Source organism: Candidatus Latescibacter sp. IFSED24, assembly GCF_058273205.1.
Genome location: NZ_CM177850.1, coordinates 2,972,562 through 2,991,899, shown reverse-complemented (window position 1 = coordinate 2,991,899; position 19,338 = coordinate 2,972,562). Strand labels below are relative to the sequence as shown.

The following is a 19,338-nucleotide window of genomic DNA, read 5'->3' as shown; positions in this document are numbered from 1 at the left end:
GTGGTGTGGTGCCGGCCGGGTGAATACGTGATGTCGGCGGGTGGGTTGCGGCGGGCCGGGCGGGTCGTGTCCGGGGATTCGTTGAAGATACGCTGCGGATGGGGTAGGATGGCTGTCCTGCGACCGCTTCCGAGACATGCCCGGCGCCGCCGGGCCATGAGGGGCGTTCCGTGGCCGGATCGGAGGGATCCGCGCATCGAAGGGGGAGACGATGAAGATCGTGCCCGTCCTGAGGGGGATCCGTTCCTACCTGCCGAAGAAGTCCGTCAGCACCACGCGGGGGACCGACAACTCCAAGTACTGCTACTCGGTCTGGATGCGCCATTTCGTGATGGCGAACTCCATCGTGGACATCGGCGTGCCGGAGGTGGTGGCGGAGCTGGGCCCCGGCGACTCGCTGGGGATCGGCCTGGCCGCGCTGCTGAGCGGCGCGGAGAAGTACTACGGCCTGGACATCGTCGACTTCACGTCGCCCGAGCGGAACCTGGACATCTTCGACGAGCTGGTCGACATCGTCGCCGCGCGCGCCGACGTGCCCGACGACCAGGAGTTCCCCAAGGTCCAGCCCAAGCTCACCGACTATTCCTTCCCCCGGCAGTACCTGGCCGCCGCCACCCGCCCCGCCCCGGAGAAGGCGGCCCGCCTGCGCCGCGAGCTGGAGAACCGGCTCGAGGGCGAGGAGAACGCCATCAACTTCATCTGCCCCTGGACCAGCCCGCAGGAACTCCGCGCCGAGAGCGTGGACTACGCGTTTTCGCAGGCGGTGCTGGAGCACGTGGCGGACCTGGAACTCACCTACCGGGCCCTGCATTCGTGGCTCAAGCCCGGCGCCTACATGTCGCACGTCATCGACTTCTCCACCCACGCGTTCACCACCCCGTGGAACGGCCACTGGGCTTACCCGAGCTGGCTGTTCAAGTGGGTGATCGGGGCGCGTCCGTACTCGCTGAACCGGCAGCCGCTGAGCGTGCACCTGGCGCTGCTGGAGAAGACGGGGTTCGAGGTGGTGGAGGTGCTGGCGAACCATGATTACACGGGGCTGGAGAAGAGGTCGCTGGCGAGGGAGTTCCAGTTCTTGACGGAGGATGATGTGGTGACGCGGACGGCGTTCTTGATCGCGCGGAAGAGGGGGTAGGGGGGCGTGGATGGGCTGTATTCAGGCGTTGAAATTGTTTTTCAAAACGCGTAGGATGCTGCTGTAGCGAACGCTGTCTTGGCATGCTGGCTGGCTCATGGCCGGACGGGGAGGACATGCCGATCAAGCCTGAAACTGACGTGTCGTATGGTCGGAGGTGGGCCACGTCTTTGTGCGGGGGCGGTCCGGCTTGCGTTGCCGGATCGTCGGATATAATGCGGATGTGGGCGGCGTTGTCGTTGCTCGTTGATTCCAGGGAAGGGACGATGGTTTGAGGCCGCTGCCGATCGCCGATGAGGATCTGAGGCTGGACGACATCCCGGGGGAAAAGGCCGGCCTCGACGAGATCATGAAATTTGCGGCGACGATGGATGGGTACCGGGTCGCGGGGTCGTTCGAGAAGTGCGCGAAGATCGCGCATGCGCCGGATCCCGGGTCGATCACGGAGCTGCGGATCGAACTGTTCTTCTTCTTCAGGGCGATGAGACATACGGGGGATTACGAGATGGACGAGGATGGGATGGGGGTGCTCCGGGGGAAGGTTGGGAGGATCCGAAGGTTGGTGGCGGAGAGGGAGCGCAAGGCGCTGCCGGTCTGTAAGGCATGGACCAAGGAGAGAAGAATGGCTGCGGAGAAAGTGACGAAGACGTTCTCGTTCGGGGGCGGGGATTCGGGAAGCTGAGCCCCAAGCGCGAGGATTTCGGGGCGTGGACCAAGATGTTGAATATCACTCTATCGTTCGAGGATGCGCTGAAGCTGAATCTGGCGATCGATGAGTGTGTGCGGAAGTTGAATTCGTACAAGAGGAGCACCAAGGAGGGGAAGAGATCGGCGTTGCAGTTGGTGGTGCATCTGGAGCAGGGGAGGGTGACGGTTGGGGAGGGGAAGTTGTAAAGGGGGTAATTGAAGAACCGCTATCGGTTAAGATCGAGTTCATTTGTTATCTGACAGGCATCGTGAGGGAGGGGAATTGTGAATAGTCCAGTTTGTGCCCGCTGCTCGATTGAACTACCTGAGTGGCAAGGAAATATAATGGTTGATCGCGAACATTATTTTGTCCGCAGAAGAGTGGACCGACTAGAAATCATTTGTAAGGATTGTACTCGTGGTGGTGAAGCTTCTTCACATAATCTCTGGGAACTCACTTGGGTAAGGGATAACTTCGTTGCGTTACTTGGATTCGTTCTCAGGGATCAGATGTCCGATTCTATCAGATCATGGGAAGATGCAGCACTTGAGGACTTTTGGAACCTAGCTAGAATCAGGTTTCCGGAGTTGACGATGGACGCACTTACAGCTGGCCTAAAGGCACTGGAAGGTAAACCAGGGTTCGAAGAGGATGTGTGATATCGTTGACAGTGACATGAAGTTTAGAATCATCGAGTTTATGCACCGCTCGGCCAGTGATTACTTACTTGACTGGTACAAGCTTAAGTTGCCGACCAGCTTTGCTATGCTGCCGACTTTTGCGAATACGAGCTTGACGAAGTCAATGGCTCCAGGGAATCAGGAGAAGACATGCCTTGGGTGATCCCGGGCTGTCAGGTTGAGGCGCGGGGCCTCCCTTGGGTGGTCGTCCAAAACGAGCAAGCGGGGGAACAACGAAGACTCAGACTTCGCTGTCTACAGGGCGATCTCCAAGGCGCCGAGATCGACCTACTTCATCCCTTTGAGCCGATCCGACCCGTGGCCACCGATTTCAACCCGAACCGCGCGGGTCGCCTGCGCCAGTGGCGCCTCTACCACGACGCGTTCCTGCTCGAGCAGGCCTTGGGCCCGTCGGCTCTTCTGGCCGTGCAGCCGGGACGCCTCGACATCGCGCCTTACCAGCTCGTGCCCGTCATGCGCGCGCTGCGCATGAGCCGTCCGCGGCTGCTGCTGGCCGATGGGGTGGGACTCGGCAAGACCATCGAGGCCGGTCTCGTCATGGCCGAGCTTATCGCGCGCCGCCGCGCCCACCGCATCCTCATCGTTTCGCCGGCCGGACCTCTGCTCGAGCAGTGGCACCGCGAGATGCGGGAACGCTTCGGCCTGCGCTTCGAGACGGTCCGCAGTGCGGGCGAACTGCAGGAAGTTCGCCGCTCCCTGGTCCTGGGGGCCAATCCCTTCGATCACGTGTCCTACTGTTTGACGTCCGTGGATTTCGCCAAGCAGGAGAAAGTGCTGCTGGAACTGGAGCGCACCGTCTGGGACCTGGTAGTCCTCGATGAGGCGCATCACTGCGTGCGACTGGGCACGGCCGGGGACTGGGAGGACTCGCGCCGTCGGCGGCTCGCCGAGGTGCTGGCGCGTCAGGCGGACGGGCTGCTCCTGCTCACGGCGACGCCCCACGATGGCTACGACGCGCACTTCGCCTCCGTGATCGAACTGCTGGACCCCAGCCTCACTGACGGCCGGGGCGTCCTGCGGAGCGACCGCTTCCGGGCTCACGTTGTGCGCCGGCTCAAACAGCACATCAAGGACCCGGAAACCGGTGCGCCATTCTTCAAAACCCGCCACGTCACGCCCCGGGCGGTCGCCTTCGACCAGGAGTCCCACGCGGCGTTCGCAGCATTCCAGCAGGCGTTGCTCGTGGCCGTCGCTCCGCGTCTGCGTCATGCAGTCCGGCAACGCCGGTTCGGGGAAGTGCTGGCCTTCGTCGCGCTACTAAAACGCTCGGTGTCCACGGTCGCGGCCTGCCGCAACACGCTGGCCGTGATCCGCGACCGTTACCGCGAAATGGTCGAAACCCGGGAAACCGAAGCAGAGACCCGGCGCCAGCGTCTGCGCACGCTACGCGAGTACCAACGGCGGCTGGAGCGGTACGGTTCCCTCTCCTTCGAGGAGGAGCAGGACCGGGCTGCGCTCGAGGCGGAGGATATGGCCGCGGAACTCGCCACGACAGGTCTTGAGGAGATCGTTGGTCGCCTCGACGAGCTGCGCCGGGAGCACCGAAGGGAGAGGGATCGTGGCGCCCGCCTGGCGACCACCGGTGAAGCCCTCGATGCCCTGGTGGAGATGGCCGAGGCAGCCATTCCCGAGGATCCCAAGCTCAGTGCCGTTCTGGAGGAACTGCGTGCCATCCGCGCGGAAGAGCCGCGTGCCAACGTCTTGGTTTATACCGAGTACACCGACAGTCAGGATGCGCTCGTGGCCAACCTGCGTACGGCGCTGAAAGCCGGGAAGCTGGAAGGCGACATTCTGGCGGTCAGCGGCCGCCCTGAGCACGCCCAGGACCGCGCCGGCGTCACTGAACGCTTCGCCGCGGAGGATGGGCTGGTGCTCGTCAGCACCGACGCCACCGCCGAGGGCCTGAACCTACACGAACGCTGTCATCATCTCGTTCACCTTGAACTGCCCTACAACCCCAATCGCCTCGAGCAGCGCAATGGCCGCATCGATCGGTATGGGCAGCAGGAGACTCCAGAGGTCCGGTACCTATACCTGGGAGGGACCTTCGAGGAGCGCCTGCTCCTGCGGCTGGTGGCCAAGTACGAGCGGCAGCGCGCCAGGCTGACCTTCGTGCCCGACACGCTGGGCGGTATCACGACCGACGACGCTCAGGCCGTGCGTCTACTCGAAGGCCTGGCCGAAGAGGACCGGACGCTCTTCGCCCGCCCGGCCCATGAAATTCGGCAGATCGAAGCCGTCGCGGACGAGGACGTCGACACGCCGGCCTACCAAGAGCTGCTCGCCGAGGTGGAGCGGGCCATGGCGGGCTACGAGAAGGCGGCCAAGACCAGCGCCTGGCTCGGCGAGACCGGGCTCAACGCCGAGGATCGGCTGGTGTCCGAAGCCGACAAGGCACGCGAGGAGGGCGAGCGCCTGGGCGCGGTGGACCTGATGGACTTCGTCTGCAACGCCCTGGAAGCCGACGGCGGCTCCTGGAAACACGCCTGGAATGCGGCAGGTAACGGGGGCGACGTGGAATTGCAGATCCCACCGATCTGGACACACGGGCTGCGGGACATTCCGGGGTACGATTCTGAAGACAGGATTCTGCGGCTGACGACGGATCGTCGCCGTACCACCGACGAGCAGCACCGCCGGCTGGGCTATCTCGGCCGGGCGCACCCCATCGTGCGCCGGGCCCTGGACCGCGTGCGCAACCTGCGCTTCGGAGATGCGGGCGCCTGGCTCGACCGCCGCGTCAGCGCCATCGAGATCGACTCAGGGCAGCCGGCCATCCTCTGCACGTTCCTCGGCATCGTGGAGAGTGATCGCGGCCATGAGTTCGAGCGAGTGTTGACCGTGAGGATCGATCGCGACGGCGGCGTGCGCGTATTCGACGAGCCCAAGGATTGGCTCGCCGTCGTGGACGCCGGCCGGCCGGTCGCCACCCAGAACCTCTGGGAACGGTCATTCGCCTCGTGGGCCCCAGAGGCCAGGGGGGTGGCCCTTCAAGCGGCAAAAGACGCTTTCGGGGGCCTGGCGGAATCCCAGCTCGACGAGCACCGGAGCCTGCTCGAGAGCGAGCGCCGCGAACTCGACGCCTGGCTCCAGAGCCGGGCTGAGGCCCTCTGTGGGCGTCCGGTGAAGATCCAGACCGAACTGTTCGGGGACGCGGCGGAGTTGCCACGCTGGCAGACCATCGAAGATCCCGCCGAACGGTTGGCGGCGTTCGCCACCGACTCCGCCAATACCCCAGCCGCCCGCCGTGAGGCCAATGGCGTTTTGAGCCTGCATAAAAACCGGGTCCGAGACCTGCTGGCCGGGACTAAGGCGCGGATCCTCGAGCCGATGCCCCTCGGCCTTCTCATGCTGGTGCCTGCCGGCGAAGGGGAGGTGGCGCACTGATGGCCTTCGACCTGCGTGACTGCACCTTCTTCGGCCCCGCGCTGCCCGAACCGTTCGTGAAGTTCCAGCTCGAAGCCGAACTGGCCAAACGGAAGCTGCTGCCGAAGGCGACCGGCGCGGACGGCCGGGTTCTGCAAGACCGGTGGGATGTTTACCGGCGAAAGCTGCGGGCCCTGGGCGAATCGGGCGGCGACCGCCGCGTGGCGAATCACGTTCTGGAACCTCTAGCCGAGCGGCTTGGATACGAGCGGTTCGAGACCCAAGTGGAGGTTATTACCAGAGAAGGACCCGAAAACGGCGGCTGGCTGTTTACCGCCACCGACGGGCGCAAGCTCCGCGCCTGGTCCGTGGGACTGGCGGAGGACCTCGATGCTCCCAGCCGTCGCGGCCGAGCCTACCGCTTCAGCCCGGCCCGAGTGGCTCAGCGCGTCCTGCTCGCTGCCGGTGAGCGCGTTGGCCTCCTGACCGACGGCGAAGAACTGCGCCTTCTGCTCTGCGACCCTGCCCGGCCGGACAGCCATGTCGCGATCCGCCTGGACCGGGCGGGCGGCTGGCGGGCGGCCCGGGCCATGCCGGACTCCTACCGCCTTCTGCTCGCCTTGGCCTCGCCCGATGGCGTGGATGCCCTGCCCGATCTGGCAGAGGCGGCCCGCCTGGCCCAGAGCACGGTCACCAAGAAACTGCGACTCCAGGCTCGGCGTGCAATCGAGGGCTTCGTCCAGGAGTTGTTGGATCACCCCGGGAACGCCGATATCCGGGCCGAGTGGGAAGATCCGGCCGAGTTGGCCCGGACCCTCTGGCGCGAGGGGTTGATTCTAGTCTACAGGCTGCTGTTCGTGTTCAAGCTCGAGTCGTCGGCCGACCCGGCTCGGGCTTTCAGCTTCGCGGCCACGAGTCTGTGGCGGAACACGTACTCGCCGAACACCGCACTGGCCGGCATGGTCCGACGCGTGCTCGACGAGGGTGCGGACAGCGGCGGTTTCCTCGAATCCGGCCTGCGGACCCTGTGGCGCATGTTCGCGGAGGGCCTCAGCTCAAGCGAACTGGAAGTCAAACCACTCGGCGGCATGCTGTTCGGCGCGGACGCCACCCCGCTGCTCGACAGCCTGCAGTGGGGTGAACGGGGCGTGGCTCGGCTGCTCGATGCTCTTCTGTGGACGCCTGGGGACGGCCGGACTGAGCGCGAACGCGTCCACTACGGCGCGCTGGATGTGGAGGACCTGGGCCGGGTCTACGAGGCCCTGCTGGAACTGGAGCCAGGGATCGCCACCGAGCCCATGTGCCGGTTGAGACGGGCCAAGCTTGAAGTGGTGGTTCCGGTGGCCCAGGGGGCTCCGTACCGCACGGACGTCCCAACGGCCGAGGCCGACGAGGACGACGAGGCGGAAGACGAAGAGACTGACGAGCAGGCCGACGATGATGATGAGTCGTCTAAGAAGAACCGCAAGAAGGCCGCCGGCACAAACACCAAGGTCCAGTTCATCGAGGAGATCCCCGCGGGACGCTTCTTCCTGCGAGTCGGATTAGGTCGGAAGGCCACCGGCAGCTACTACACGCCTCATCCCTTCGTGCGTTTCCTGGTGCAGGAGACGCTGGGACCGCAACTCGCCGAGCGCAGTCCCAAGGAGGATCCGCAGCCCGAGATGATTCTCGCACTCAAAGTCCTCGATCCGGCCATGGGCAGCGGCCATTTCCTGGTCGAGGCGTGTCGGTACTTGGGTGACGCGCTCTACGAGGCCTGCCGCCTGTGCGACGAGCTTGCCGTGCACGCTGAGGAGCAGGCCGAGAAGGCGGAGGATGCCGAGCGGGAGGCATTGCTCGCCCATGCTGTCGAGTTTCGCAAGCGGGTGGAGGATCTGCCCGACCCCGAGGACGAGTTGGTCGCATACCTGCCCAGCCGCGCCGCCGAGGGTGAGGAGAGCGGCCTGTCGCAGAAGAAGGCGGAGGCCTTGTGCCGACGCCTGGTGGCGGTGCACTGCCTCTATGGCGTGGACAAGAACCCGTTGGCCGTCGAGTTGGCTAAGCTGTCCCTATGGCTCGAAAGCTATGCCGAGGGCTTGCCGCTGACGTTCATGGATCACCGGCTCATCTGCGGGGACTCGTTGACCGGGCCGTTCCTCGATCATCTGCTCACGTACCCCAAGAGCGGCCAGAAAATGGATGACCTCTTCGCGCAGGGGCTGACCGAGCGCCTGCAGACCACCTTGGCAGGGGCGCTTGCCCTGGTCCGCGATCTGGAGGCCAGCGTCGGCAAGGATGTGGCAGATCTGGAGCACAAGCGTGCGGCCAAAGAGAAGCTCGATTCGGCACTCGCACCGCTCAAAGCGTTGGCGGCAGTGTGGAGTGGCGGGGTGATGCTAGGTAATGACTGCGACGACGCCGGATACCAAGCGCTGGCCCAGGCTGTAGCGCAGGGCGAAGACGCTGTAGGTGCCCTAGTCGCGAGTGAATCGTTAATGAAGATGAGGGAACTTGGCGAGAATGGTATTGCCCTAGATCTCGAATTTCCGGAGGTTTTTCGTCCATCCGGTCAGGACCGGAGTGGATTTGATGCAGTCGTTGGCAACCCGCCCTGGGACAAGTTGGTTGGCTATGCCCGAGAGTTCTTGTGTGGATACGATATTGCAGTTCTCGAAGCGCCGACAAAACGTGAACGCGACAAGCATATGGATCGCATTTTGGCAGACCCCGGCGCTAGGTCTGACTACGAACGCTATCTTGAACAGATTTCCATGTCGCAGCGGGCGGCTGGGAGGATATACCAGTGGCAACAAGTAGTAGTCGAAGGGAAAAGGACAACCGAGAAGCTTGATGTGTATCGGCTCTTCGCTGAACGCGCGTTGTCATGCGTGTCGAGTCAGGGAAGCATGGGCCTCGTACTTCCGGCGAGTGTTCACTCAGGGGAGGGTGCTACCGGCCTCCGCCGACTGCTGCTGGAGCAGGGATCCGTATCTGCGTGGATTGGCTTTACAAACGACTATTCCCTATTTGATATCGGCCGTCAGGAACGATTCGATCTGGTAGTCGCTACGCTGCGTCATGATGCCCATGAGAGTCTTAGAGTCCGGTTCCGGTGTGCAAACCCTGCCGTGCTATTCACACAGAATGCGCTTTTTACAATTCGGCGAAAGCTAGTGTTACGCACTGGTGGCCCATATCTTCTTCTTCTTGAACTCGATGGTCCATCTGATGTTCAGGTTCTTGAGTCGTGTACTTCGACGGGACTTGATTGGCGAGATTGCTTTGAACTTAGCGGGATAAGAACCGGCGACGAGCTTAACGCTACGCATGATGCTCACCGGATGTCTTCAGCCAGTGACATATCAGAATTTATGCTGCCAGTACATGAGGGGAAGACAGTCGGGCCATATACTACAACGTGGGCGCAAGCCCCCAGATTTTTTGTCCCAACTAGCCGCTTGGTCGACCGGCAGTACGTGCTAGAGCGAAGCGCGTACTACAGGTTGGCCTTTAGGCGGCTGGTTGGATTTACGGAAGAAAAATCCATTGCGTGCCTCCTTCCTGCAGCAACTTTGGCAACAAATACACTCAAGGTGGAATGGAACCCTTCGCAGCGAAGCAATTCGCTGGCATTAAGTGCTTTGGCGATTGCAAACAGTATTTCTTTCAATTGGTTAGTGCGTCTCCGGATAGACAAGGACTTTAACGGATACTTGCTGCGTAACGTGCCGGTTCCGGCTTTGAAAGCCCAGCAATTTATAGTTCATTCCGCCGCGCGACTCGTTTGTAACGAGGAAGGCTATTCTTCAATCTGGAAGGAGCAATTCGGCGACGCATGGCGGGAAATGAAACCCAAATACACATGGCCGGTCCTGGAAGGTGAAGGCGACCGCTGGGCGGTTCGCGCAGCTATCGATGCCGTTATCGCCGAGGCTTATAGCCTCGATCGATCGCAGTATGAACACTTGCTGTCGACGTTCGGCCACAAGAGCTGTCCACATGTACCCGCTTTGTGCTTGGCGGCTTTCGACGAACTCGCGGCCAGTGGTCCCGAGGTGTTTGCGAAGCAGCATGATCCGTATTGGGACATCCTACTCAACGAGACGCTTCCAAAGCCGGTCATCGACATGCCTGGGCTGGAGCGGGAGGTGGACCTGCCGGCCGAGGAAGAGGGCGAAGGTCCAGCATTGGGTGATCAGGACTCCGGGTCTCATTCTGGGTTGACCAAGCCACACGTGCATCCCACCGATGCTTCTGCCATCCTGCTATCGTATGCGCTAGCGGAACATAACCAGGCGGGGAAAGATGCTACCCTCGGCTCCGTCAAGTGCGAGAAGCTGCTGCACCTGGCTGAGTCGTATCTCGAAGTCGACATCGGACGCGCGCCGATGAGGTTGGCCGCGGGCCCGGCCGACTTTCCGCACCTCAAGAAGGTGTTCCACCGTGCCGAGCGCCGCTGGTCGGCATTCCGTGCGGTCCAACGCCAGGGGAGGGATGGCGCCAGCCTGGTGCCGCAACTCGGATTGACCAGTGCGGCCGGACGGCTCGACGAAGCGTTCGGCGAATACGCGGACAAGGCTAGAGAACTCGTCAGATTGTTCTTGTTGATGGACACCGAGCGGGCCGAGATCGTGGCCACACTATACGCCTGCTGGAATGACCTCCTGGCCTGCGGGGAGCAGCCAGACGATGCCGCCATCATCGCAGAGTTTCACGGCTGGGCCGAGGGCAAGAGACGATTCGATGCCGACAGGCTCGCCGTGGCCCTCGCGTGGATGCGTGAACACGGACTCGTCCCCACGGGCAGGGCGACTCCAACTCGCTCTCCGGTGGTCAAGGCAGGTAAGAAGGCGAAATCGCGCAGTGCAAAGCCGCGAACGGATTACTCAGCATACGAGGCTATCTTGGCTCTTCTGAAGGAGCGGAAGATCATCTCCTCGCAGGACGCCCAGCAGGCCACCGGCCTCGACGCCGCTGGCGTACGGCCGCATCTCAAACGCCTCGTGGACGAGGGACTTGCCGTCACCGAAGGCCAGAGGCGGGGGATGAAGTACAGGAGAGTCGATGGCTGATCAAATGCACCTGCCCATCAACGGTGAAGGCCAAAGCGTCGACCATAAGTCGCTTCGGACGGTGACGGGGAAAACCTCCGACTTCCCCGAACTGGCGAAGGATTGTGTCTGCTTCGCCAACGGGCCCGGCGGGGCTATCCTGATCGGTATCGAGGACGGGGCCGCGGGCCCTCCGGCTAAGCAGCGAATCCCCGCTGATCTTCTCGATCGCATTCGCAAGCGCATTGGCGAATTGACGGTCAATGTCGATGTGGCCGCGGAGATTCGAGCCGATGCGAACGGCGGCGAGTACGTCGTGCTGACCATCGCGCGATCGACGGGCGTCGCATCAACTACTGACGGTCGCTACTTCCTGCGTGTTGGTGATGAGTGCCGGCCGGTTGTCGGCGACGAAGTGCTTCGGCTGGTCACCGAGCGGCCCTCGGTACCGTGGGAGACGATGACCTCGTTGGAGGTTCCGCAGGCTCGAATCGACGGCGCGAAATGCCGAAACCTCTTCGATGCACTTCGCGATTCGGATCGCGTGAAAACCTCCGTCCGGGAGAAAACGGACGGTGAATTGCTGGAGCACTACTGCTTATCGAATGGGGGCTTGCTCACAAACCTCGGTGTGCTTCTGGTTGGAACGACGGCCGATCGAGCCCGGCTCGGCACCGCGCCTGTGGTGCAGGCAATCAAGTACGACGAGCGTAGCGTCAAGATCGCCAAACACGTCTGGGACGATTTCAGCCTTTCGCCGATCGAATTGGTCGATGCGGTGTGGCAAGACGTGCCCGATTTTCGGGAGTCCTACGAACTGCCCGACGGCTTGCTGCGGAGCAGCGTCCCTGCGTACGAGGAAGCGGTGGTGCGTGAGCTCCTCGTCAATGCGCTCGTCCACCGGCCCTATACGCAGCGTGGCGACATCTTCCTAAACCTGCATCCTGATCGGCTTGAGGTCGTCAATGCCGGGAGGCTGCCGCTGGGAGTCACGCCCCGGAACATCCTGCACGCGAGCCGCCGACGGAATGACGGACTAGCCCGCGTTTTCCACGACATGAAGCTGATGGAGCGAGAAGGCAGCGGCTTCGACCTGCTGTACGACCGCCTGCTGACGAGCGGCCGTGCGGTACCGGCGGTGTCCGAGGGTGATGATTCGGTGCAGGTGACCGTTCCCAGGCGGGTCGTGCATCCGGGGGTCATCCGTCTCATGGCCGATGCCGACCAGCAGCACCAACTTACCCAGCGTGATCGGATCGTGCTCAGCATCTTGGGTCAGGCCGAGGCGATGTCAGCGACAGAATTGGCGGAGATCCTCGAACTCTCTGGCCCGTCTGATCTTCGCCCATGGATCTCCCGCCTTGAGGATCTGGGGCTTGTCGGGCAGACCGGCCGGACGCGCGCGACGAAGTACTTCGTTTCGCCTTCACTGCTCCGCAGAGCCGGCTTGGACGACCAGACCACTCTTCAGCGCATTCACCCTCATAGGCTGCGAGCGCTCATTCTGGAGGATTTGGGACGGTTTCCGGATTCCGGGCGCGCTGATATTCACCGGCGCATCGGCCCTGAGATCAATCCGAAAACGATCACTCGAACATTGAACGAGATGATCGCAGAAGGAATAGTCGTCGCCGAAAAGGAGCGGCGCTGGAGGACCTACCGGCTTGCCGAAACTAAAGGACAGGGGTCATGACGGAGAGCCAGAGTGGGCTTGAGAATTTCCACAACTGTATAACTGACAATTATTTATATAAAGGACATCCGGCCGGCCTAGTCCTTGAATGTCCTTTATAGAGGGGCGTTAAGCCGCGGCGTCAGGCAACGGTCCCGCAATCGGAGCGGGGGAAATGTGGAGTTTTGACGGGTCGGCTCACTTAAGTTCCTGTAATTGCGCAAGATATGCCCTGCGCAATGGCCGCGTAGGTTTGCCGGTTGAATCCGCAGGCCAAGTTGGCGGCCGGCAATGCCGCGCGGCGATTTCGATGGGGAGTGAGAATTAACCTTATGCAATACAGCGACATAGCATTCATGTGCGTCCTGTCTGCAGTCCCTGGACCCACCCGGCGGACCGCCACAACTAGCCTGGAGCTGTCATGACCCTGAATCCCATCACCGTCGTCGACCAGGTCATCAGCGAGTACCGCAGCTACCTCTCAACCGAGTTCCAGGCGCGCGATCCGCAGCTCCGTGCCGCCCTTGAGGCGGCGTTGATCGAGGCGGGTTTCCTGGCCCAGGAGCCGTTCTTCCAGGCTCACCGCCCCTTCAAGAGCGGGGAGCGCTGGCGCGACCTCGGTCTGGACGCCGCCTTGGCTAAAGTCATGGAGCAGCGCAGCGGTTCCGAGGCTGCGTACCTGCACCAGAGTGACGCCATCGGGCACCTGCTCGGCCCGGAACCCGGTCCCCTCGTGGTGACCACGGGCACGGGTTCCGGCAAGACCGAGTGCTTCCTGCTGCCGGTGATCCAGAACGCGATCGAGGATTCGGTCCGCTTCCGGCACGCGGGCCTGACCGCCCTGCTCGTCTACCCGATGAATGCCCTCGCCAACGACCAGGAGGAGCGCATCCGGCAATACCTGGAGGGCTCCGGCCACACCCACGTCAAGGTCGCCCGCTACGATCGCTCGACCAGCGAGGAAGAGCGCCGCCGGCTCCGCGATAATCCGCCCCACATCCTGCTCACCAACTACATGATGCTCGAGTACCTGCTCGTGCGGCCGGCGGACCGGGACGCGCTCTTCGCGAACCACCGGTGCCGCTTCGTGGTCCTCGACGAAGTGCACACCTACCGCGGCGGCTTGGGCGTCAACATCGCCCTGCTGTTCCGGCGTCTGCTGACCCATTTGCGGCACGCCCAGCAGGACTGGCGCGCCGACGACTGTACCGACGCCAAGCGCTTTCCCGAAGTGCTGCCTGTAGCGACCTCCGCCACCATCAAGAGCGTTGACGAAGCGGGCCGTTCTCCTGAGGAAGTCCGTGAACTGCGCGACGGGGCGGTGCGCGAGTTCCTGACCAAGCTCACCGGTGTGGAGGGGGAACGCTTCCGGGTGCTCGGGGAGTCCCTGCGCGATCTCGAGGTGCCGGCCGAGGCCGGCTGGCCGAAGGCGCCTGCCACCTGCGAGTCGCCCGCTTTCGACGACCCGGATCAGGTGCGCACGGCCCTGGCCGTCCTGGCCGGTGCCGACCCGGGTCAATCTCTGGAGCAACTGATCAAGCGGGCCGGCATCCTCTGGACCCTGAACGGTCTCCTGGCCCGGCGGCCCATGTCCGTCTCCCAGATCGTCGAAAGCGTGCAGTGCGACGTTCCCGAGCGCGCCCGTAGCGATCCCGATGAGGTGCGCCGGGAGGTGGAACTGGCCCTGGTCGTGGGTGCGGCGCTGCCGGATGGGACGCCGGGGGCCCTGAGGTTGAGGGCCCACCGCTTCATCCGGGGCGGCTGGCGCTTCACCCGCTGCATCGACCCCGATTGTGGCCGCCTCTACCCAATGGGCGAGGAGCGGTGCGAATGCGGCGCCATCGCCGCCCCCCTCTACCTGTGCCGGTCCTGCGGTGCGGACATGCTCCGTTTCCGCGAGGGGAACAACGGTCCTGAGAACGAGGCGCTCATCCCCAACGCCTCGCGAGGCCAGGACGGCGAATGGCTGCTCTACGACCGCGGCCGCTTCGAGGCAGGGGACGAGGAGGGGCTGGTCGGCGTCGAACAGCAGATGCGCAAGCGGCCCGTTCTGGAGGGGAGTTTCGACCCGGCCACGTGCTCGTTCTCGACGGACGAGGGACTGTATCCCATGCGCGCCGTTCTCGCTCCGGCCCGCAACCGCTGCCTCGTCTGCGGCGGGACGGCTGGTGCTCACGACGTGATCACACCGGTGTCGTTGGGCACGTCGGCGGCGGTGCGCGTGGTCGCCGAAGGCCTCGTCGAGGGATTGGCCGTGCAGAACGCTGGTCGTGCCGATCACGATGGCAAGGAGCGGCTGCTCATCTTCTCGGACAGCAGACAGGACGCGGCGCACCAGGCGCGGTTCATCACCTACGCCGGCCGCTACGACCGCATGCGGCGGAGGCTGATCAGGGTCCTCGAAGGGGCACCCGGCAAGAGGGCGACCATCGACGAGACGTTGACGCGCCTCGTGGCCATGGGTGTGGAACGGAGCGACAACCCCAATTGCCGTAACTTCGACGACGCCGAGTTCCTGCCTCGCCAGGTGCAGGACCGCGCGCGGGCATGGGAAGAAGCACCGTTGCTCGATGATCTTGCGGTGAGCGCCGGCTACCGCGCTTCGCTCCTCAATCTCGGACTCGTCGGTGTCCGCTACGAGCACCTCGATGCCCATGTCGAGAAGAACGGCGGGGAACTGGCGGCTACCTTGGGTTTGACTACCGCCCAACTGGCCTTTGTGAGTCGCTGTCTGCTCGATGAAATGCGACGCCGAACGGCCCTATCGCGGCCCATGCTCTGTTACCACCCTGGCAATCCGAACTGCCCCGAAGAATTCCGTGGGGCGGACTGGGAGCGCCGGATCAAGGACCCCGCCGGCTACCCGTGCGACGGTCAGGGCAGCCCGCTGGGCTGGCTCGACGATTCCGAGGTTCCCAGCGGTATCGCCAAGCGCAACGCCTGGCGCCGGCCCAAGGCCGGAGGACGCGGACCGAACCTGGAACGGATCTTCCGCCATTTACTGGATCGGCTGGGTGGTGTGGAGCCGGAAGACGAGCACATGCTGGCGCTGCTCGACCTGCTGACCAGGGGACCACGCCTCATCGTTGCCCAGCCTCTCCACGGCTTCCGGACCGGCCGACGGCTCCTTCAGGTTTCCGCCGATGTGGTCAGCCTCGAGCTCGTCGAACCGGTGGATCGGCGGCGTTGCACGATTTGTAACGTGCGCATGCCCTGGGCCGAGGACGGCAGCCCTTGCCCCAGTTGCCACGGGGTGCTCCGCTCGTGGCCGGAAGAAGAGGTGGAGCGCAACCGTTACGTCCAGCGGATTAAGAAGCTGGATCTCATGCCGCTCTCGGCCGGCGAACATACCGCCCAGATCACGGGCGAGGACCGGATCGAACTCGAGGACGACTTTAAGGCCCCGCCGCCCGGGTTCCGGCCACCGGCAGGCTGGACGGGGACCAACAGAAGGTCAGCGGTCAACGTGCTCGCCTGCTCGCCCACCCTTGAGATGGGCATCGACGTCGGCGGGCTCGACGCAGTGGTCATGCGCAACATCCCGCCGCGCCCGGACAACTATGCGCAGCGTGGAGGACGGGCTGGGCGACGGTCGCGCGTCGGCATCGTCCTCGGCTATGCCCGCAGCACGCCGCACGACGGCTACTTCTTTGACAAGCCCGTCGAGATGATCGCCGGCGAAGTGCCGGCTCCCGGTATCGGCCTCGGCAATCGCGACGTCGTCCTGAGGCACCTACACGCCCTCGCGTTCGGGGCGGCGGAGCCAGGTCTCGCCGGGCGCATGGCCGAGTACATCAACATCCGCGGCGAGATCAACCAGGAGAAGGTCGACGAACTTGTCGCGGCTGTTGTCGCGCGATTCCCCCACGCGACCGACATGGCCCTGGACGCCTGGGGACCCGACGTGCTCGAACCGGCAGGCCTGGCCGACCGGGAGGCGCTGAACAGTGTCCTGGGGCAATTACCTGACCGCATCCGGGACCTCTTCGACCGGGTGCGCCTGCAGATCCTCAAGCTCCAGGAGACCATCGACCGCTGGAACGAGCTCGGTAAGGGGGACCGGTCGGCGATGCACGCCCAGGATCTCAAGCGCAAGATCCTCGGGATTCGCGACGACCGGTACGACGGCGACGCGGACGATCGTGGCAGCGGGCATCCCATGCGCCGATTTGCGGAATTCGGGATCCTGCCAGGGTACGAGTTCCCGGCTGCGCCCTGCACGCTCCGCCTCTGGGGTGACCAGCACGAAGAGGATCCCATCGTCGTGTCCCGCCGGTTCGGGATCGCACAGTACCAGCCCGAGGCCATGGTCCACGCCCGCGGGCATCGCTGGCGCGTGGTCGGCCTCGATCTGGCCTCTCCCTGGAACCCGAAGTCGCCCGATCCGGACTGGGTGTACGTGCGCTGCAAGGTCTGCGACCTGCGGTACGACGCCCAGACGCCCTCTTGCCCGCGCTGCGGTTCCGACGAAACCGTTGGCGGAGGTAACGGCTATCCCGGCCATGAATTCGGGGGCTTCCTTGCCCTGCGTGACGACAACCCGGTGCTGCAGGAGGAGGATCGCTTCTCGATCGCTTCCCTCGTGACCTGCCACCCACAACGGGACGGCCGTGTCACGGCTCGGCGGCGGCTGCCGACCGGGTGGGCGGCCGAAATCCGGGCCGAAGAGACGGTCCGGTGGATCAATGAATGGAAGGCTCCCTCCGAGGCGGACCTGCGCACCGGCAAACCCGTTCTCCACGAAGGGGCTCGAGGCTTCTATTTGTGCCCGAGCTGCGGCCGGTCCCTCGGCGTCCCTGAAGAGGACGACGGGAAGAAGGGGCGCAAGAAGACACGCAAGTCCAAGGGCCCGGACGCGTACGGTCATGCCTCCGGTTGCCAGCGCAGCGGACAGCCGCCGGTGCCCGCGGCCATCACCACCGCCACGCCCGCGACGACGCTGCGGATCACGGTGGTTCTGCCTCCCGACTATCAGGAGGAGGACTACAAGAGGTGGGGCTACTCCCTGGGCTACGCCCTTCGGACCGGACTGCGGCAACTCTACATGCTCGACGGCCCGGAGCTTGAATTCGAGCTCGAGCCGCTCTGGGAGGAGCGGAACCAGGACGGCACACGCAGATTCGGAGCGCTGACCTTCGTCGACGGCGCCGTGGGGGGAAGCGGGTTCCTGGAGAAGTGCATCGATGAACTGCACCTCGTTGCCCGACGCGCCATCGAACATCTCGACCACCCCAAGTGTGAGTCGGCCTGCTATCGGTGTCTGAAGTCGTACGCTAACCAGCGGCACCACGAGCACCTGTCCTGGCCGAGCATCCTGCCGGACCTGGAGGGCCTGGCCCTTGGCGCTCCCGAACCCGTTCCCGCGGAACTGGGGGATTTCGCCGATCCGCGGCCGTGGCTCGACGCCTACGACGCCGGTGTCGGCTCGCCCTTGGAGCTCAAGTTCCTGCGTCTGTTCGAGCAGCATGGCATCGAGGTGGAGAAGCAGGTTTCGGTGGGCGTGACCCTGGACGGGCCTGCAATCAGCCAGGCCGACTTCCGGGTGACCGGCACGGGCACCCTCATCTACATCGACGGTGCGGCGTTCCACACGGGAAGTCGTCTCCGTCGCGATCGCGCCATACGGAGAGCTCTGCGTGAAGGTAGCGCGGGCTGGAGAATCGTGGAATTGACCGCGCGGGATCTTTCGTCGCCGGACCAGACCATTCAATGCGTGTTGGAGGGCGATAGTATCCTTGACCTTGTAAGCAAACAGACTCGTAACGAGAAAGCGATCGCGATCGCGGCGCTGCTGCTTGAGGGGCTGAATAATGAGGATGGCAAACCGGTCACCCTCGATGCCGCTGTTTCAGCTGCGTCACAGGTGGGCGGTGACGAGGGTGATGCCTTGCTAGCGATCGAACGCTTGGCTCAGGTGGGTGTGATACGACGGGTCTTCCTTGATCTAACCGAAGAGCCGCCGAGTCCCATAACGTGGGACGAAGTCCTACCGCGTCTTGGCGGACGCGGCGGACTAGCTGGGGAAGACTGGCGAGAGGGTGCCAGGCTGGTTGGCGTACAATGGGTTCCGGTTGATCGGAGGCGGGCATGAGATTGCCACCGGGGAATTCGGCAGAGCAGTACATCGGGCTTATCAAGCTCCATTGCCCTGACTTCGACCGTATTGCTTGCGCTGCGACTGAGGATGAATTCTGTGAAGCTGTCGGGGTTGCCGTCCGGCACTGCCTGCAGAAACTAGAGGATCGCCGGAAGCTTCTTGTGGGGGCGGGTGAGGTCGAACTTTCCACCGACCTGGCGGATATGCTGACGTGCAGCGGCCTACCGACGACGGCGGAGCCTCACGTAAATGGCCATGTGGATCTGGTTGTCAATCATTTTGAAGCGCGACGCTACCGCATGCTTGGTGAGTGCAAGCTCGACAAGGGCCCAAAGTACCACTGTGACGGAACTACTCAGGTTCTTGGTTACTGCTGCGGTGCGGAGAAGCGAGCCCTATGCATCGGCTTCTGTAAGATGCCAGACGTCCAGGGGCGGATGAAGAAGACCCGCCGGCATTTCGACGAAGACGTTGATTGCCATTCTGTCCTTGAAACGCGCGACCACGATTTGCCCTGGTCGTTCCTTGGAACCCACGGACACTCGTCTGGCGCGAACGTTGAAGTACTTCACATCGCCTGCAATCTGCATGAACCAGGAAAAGAAGGATCCGAGGGAACAGGTGGAGGGTAACGAAGAAATCGCAT

At 63.5% G+C, this 19,338-nt stretch carries 7 protein-coding genes; all 7 read left to right on the top strand.

Translation table 11 applies throughout. The features are described from left to right. Positions 1-211 precede the first annotated feature (211 nt). Entirely contained in the window at positions 212-1,135 is a 924-nt protein-coding gene (locus IFSED24_RS12110; RefSeq protein ID WP_491331724.1) for a methyltransferase domain-containing protein, read from the top strand. A 271-nt stretch (positions 1,136-1,406) separates the two neighbouring features. Continuing rightward, positions 1,407-1,817, top strand: a complete 411-nt coding sequence (locus IFSED24_RS12105; protein WP_491331723.1) for a hypothetical protein — start codon at positions 1,407-1,409, stop codon at positions 1,815-1,817. A gap of 1,004 nt (positions 1,818-2,821) precedes the next feature. Continuing rightward, positions 2,822-5,911 carry a helicase-related protein gene (locus IFSED24_RS12100; protein WP_491331722.1) on the top strand — a complete coding sequence of 1,030 codons (3,090 nt, stop codon included), beginning with the start codon at positions 2,822-2,824 and terminating at the stop codon, positions 5,909-5,911. Further along, complete coding sequence (locus IFSED24_RS12095; protein ID WP_491331721.1) at positions 5,911-10,944, top strand: Eco57I restriction-modification methylase domain-containing protein; 5,034 nt, start codon at positions 5,911-5,913, stop codon at positions 10,942-10,944. Before IFSED24_RS12100 ends, IFSED24_RS12095 begins: the two co-directional genes overlap by 1 nt. Continuing rightward, positions 10,937-12,616 (top strand): ATP-binding protein, encoded by a 1,680-nt coding sequence (locus IFSED24_RS12090; protein WP_491331720.1) that lies wholly within the window; start codon positions 10,937-10,939, stop codon positions 12,614-12,616. Before IFSED24_RS12095 ends, IFSED24_RS12090 begins: the two co-directional genes overlap by 8 nt. A gap of 400 nt (positions 12,617-13,016) precedes the next feature. Next, positions 13,017-18,686: a DEAD/DEAH box helicase gene (locus IFSED24_RS12085; protein WP_491331719.1), complete on the top strand. Its 5,670-nt coding sequence runs from the start codon at positions 13,017-13,019 to the stop codon at positions 18,684-18,686. After that, positions 18,683-19,324 carry a hypothetical protein gene (locus tag IFSED24_RS12080; RefSeq protein ID WP_491331718.1) on the top strand — a complete coding sequence of 214 codons (642 nt, stop codon included), beginning with the start codon at positions 18,683-18,685 and terminating at the stop codon, positions 19,322-19,324. The genes IFSED24_RS12085 and IFSED24_RS12080 overlap by 4 nt, the downstream gene beginning before the upstream one ends. The last annotated feature ends 14 nt before the right edge of the window (positions 19,325-19,338 follow it).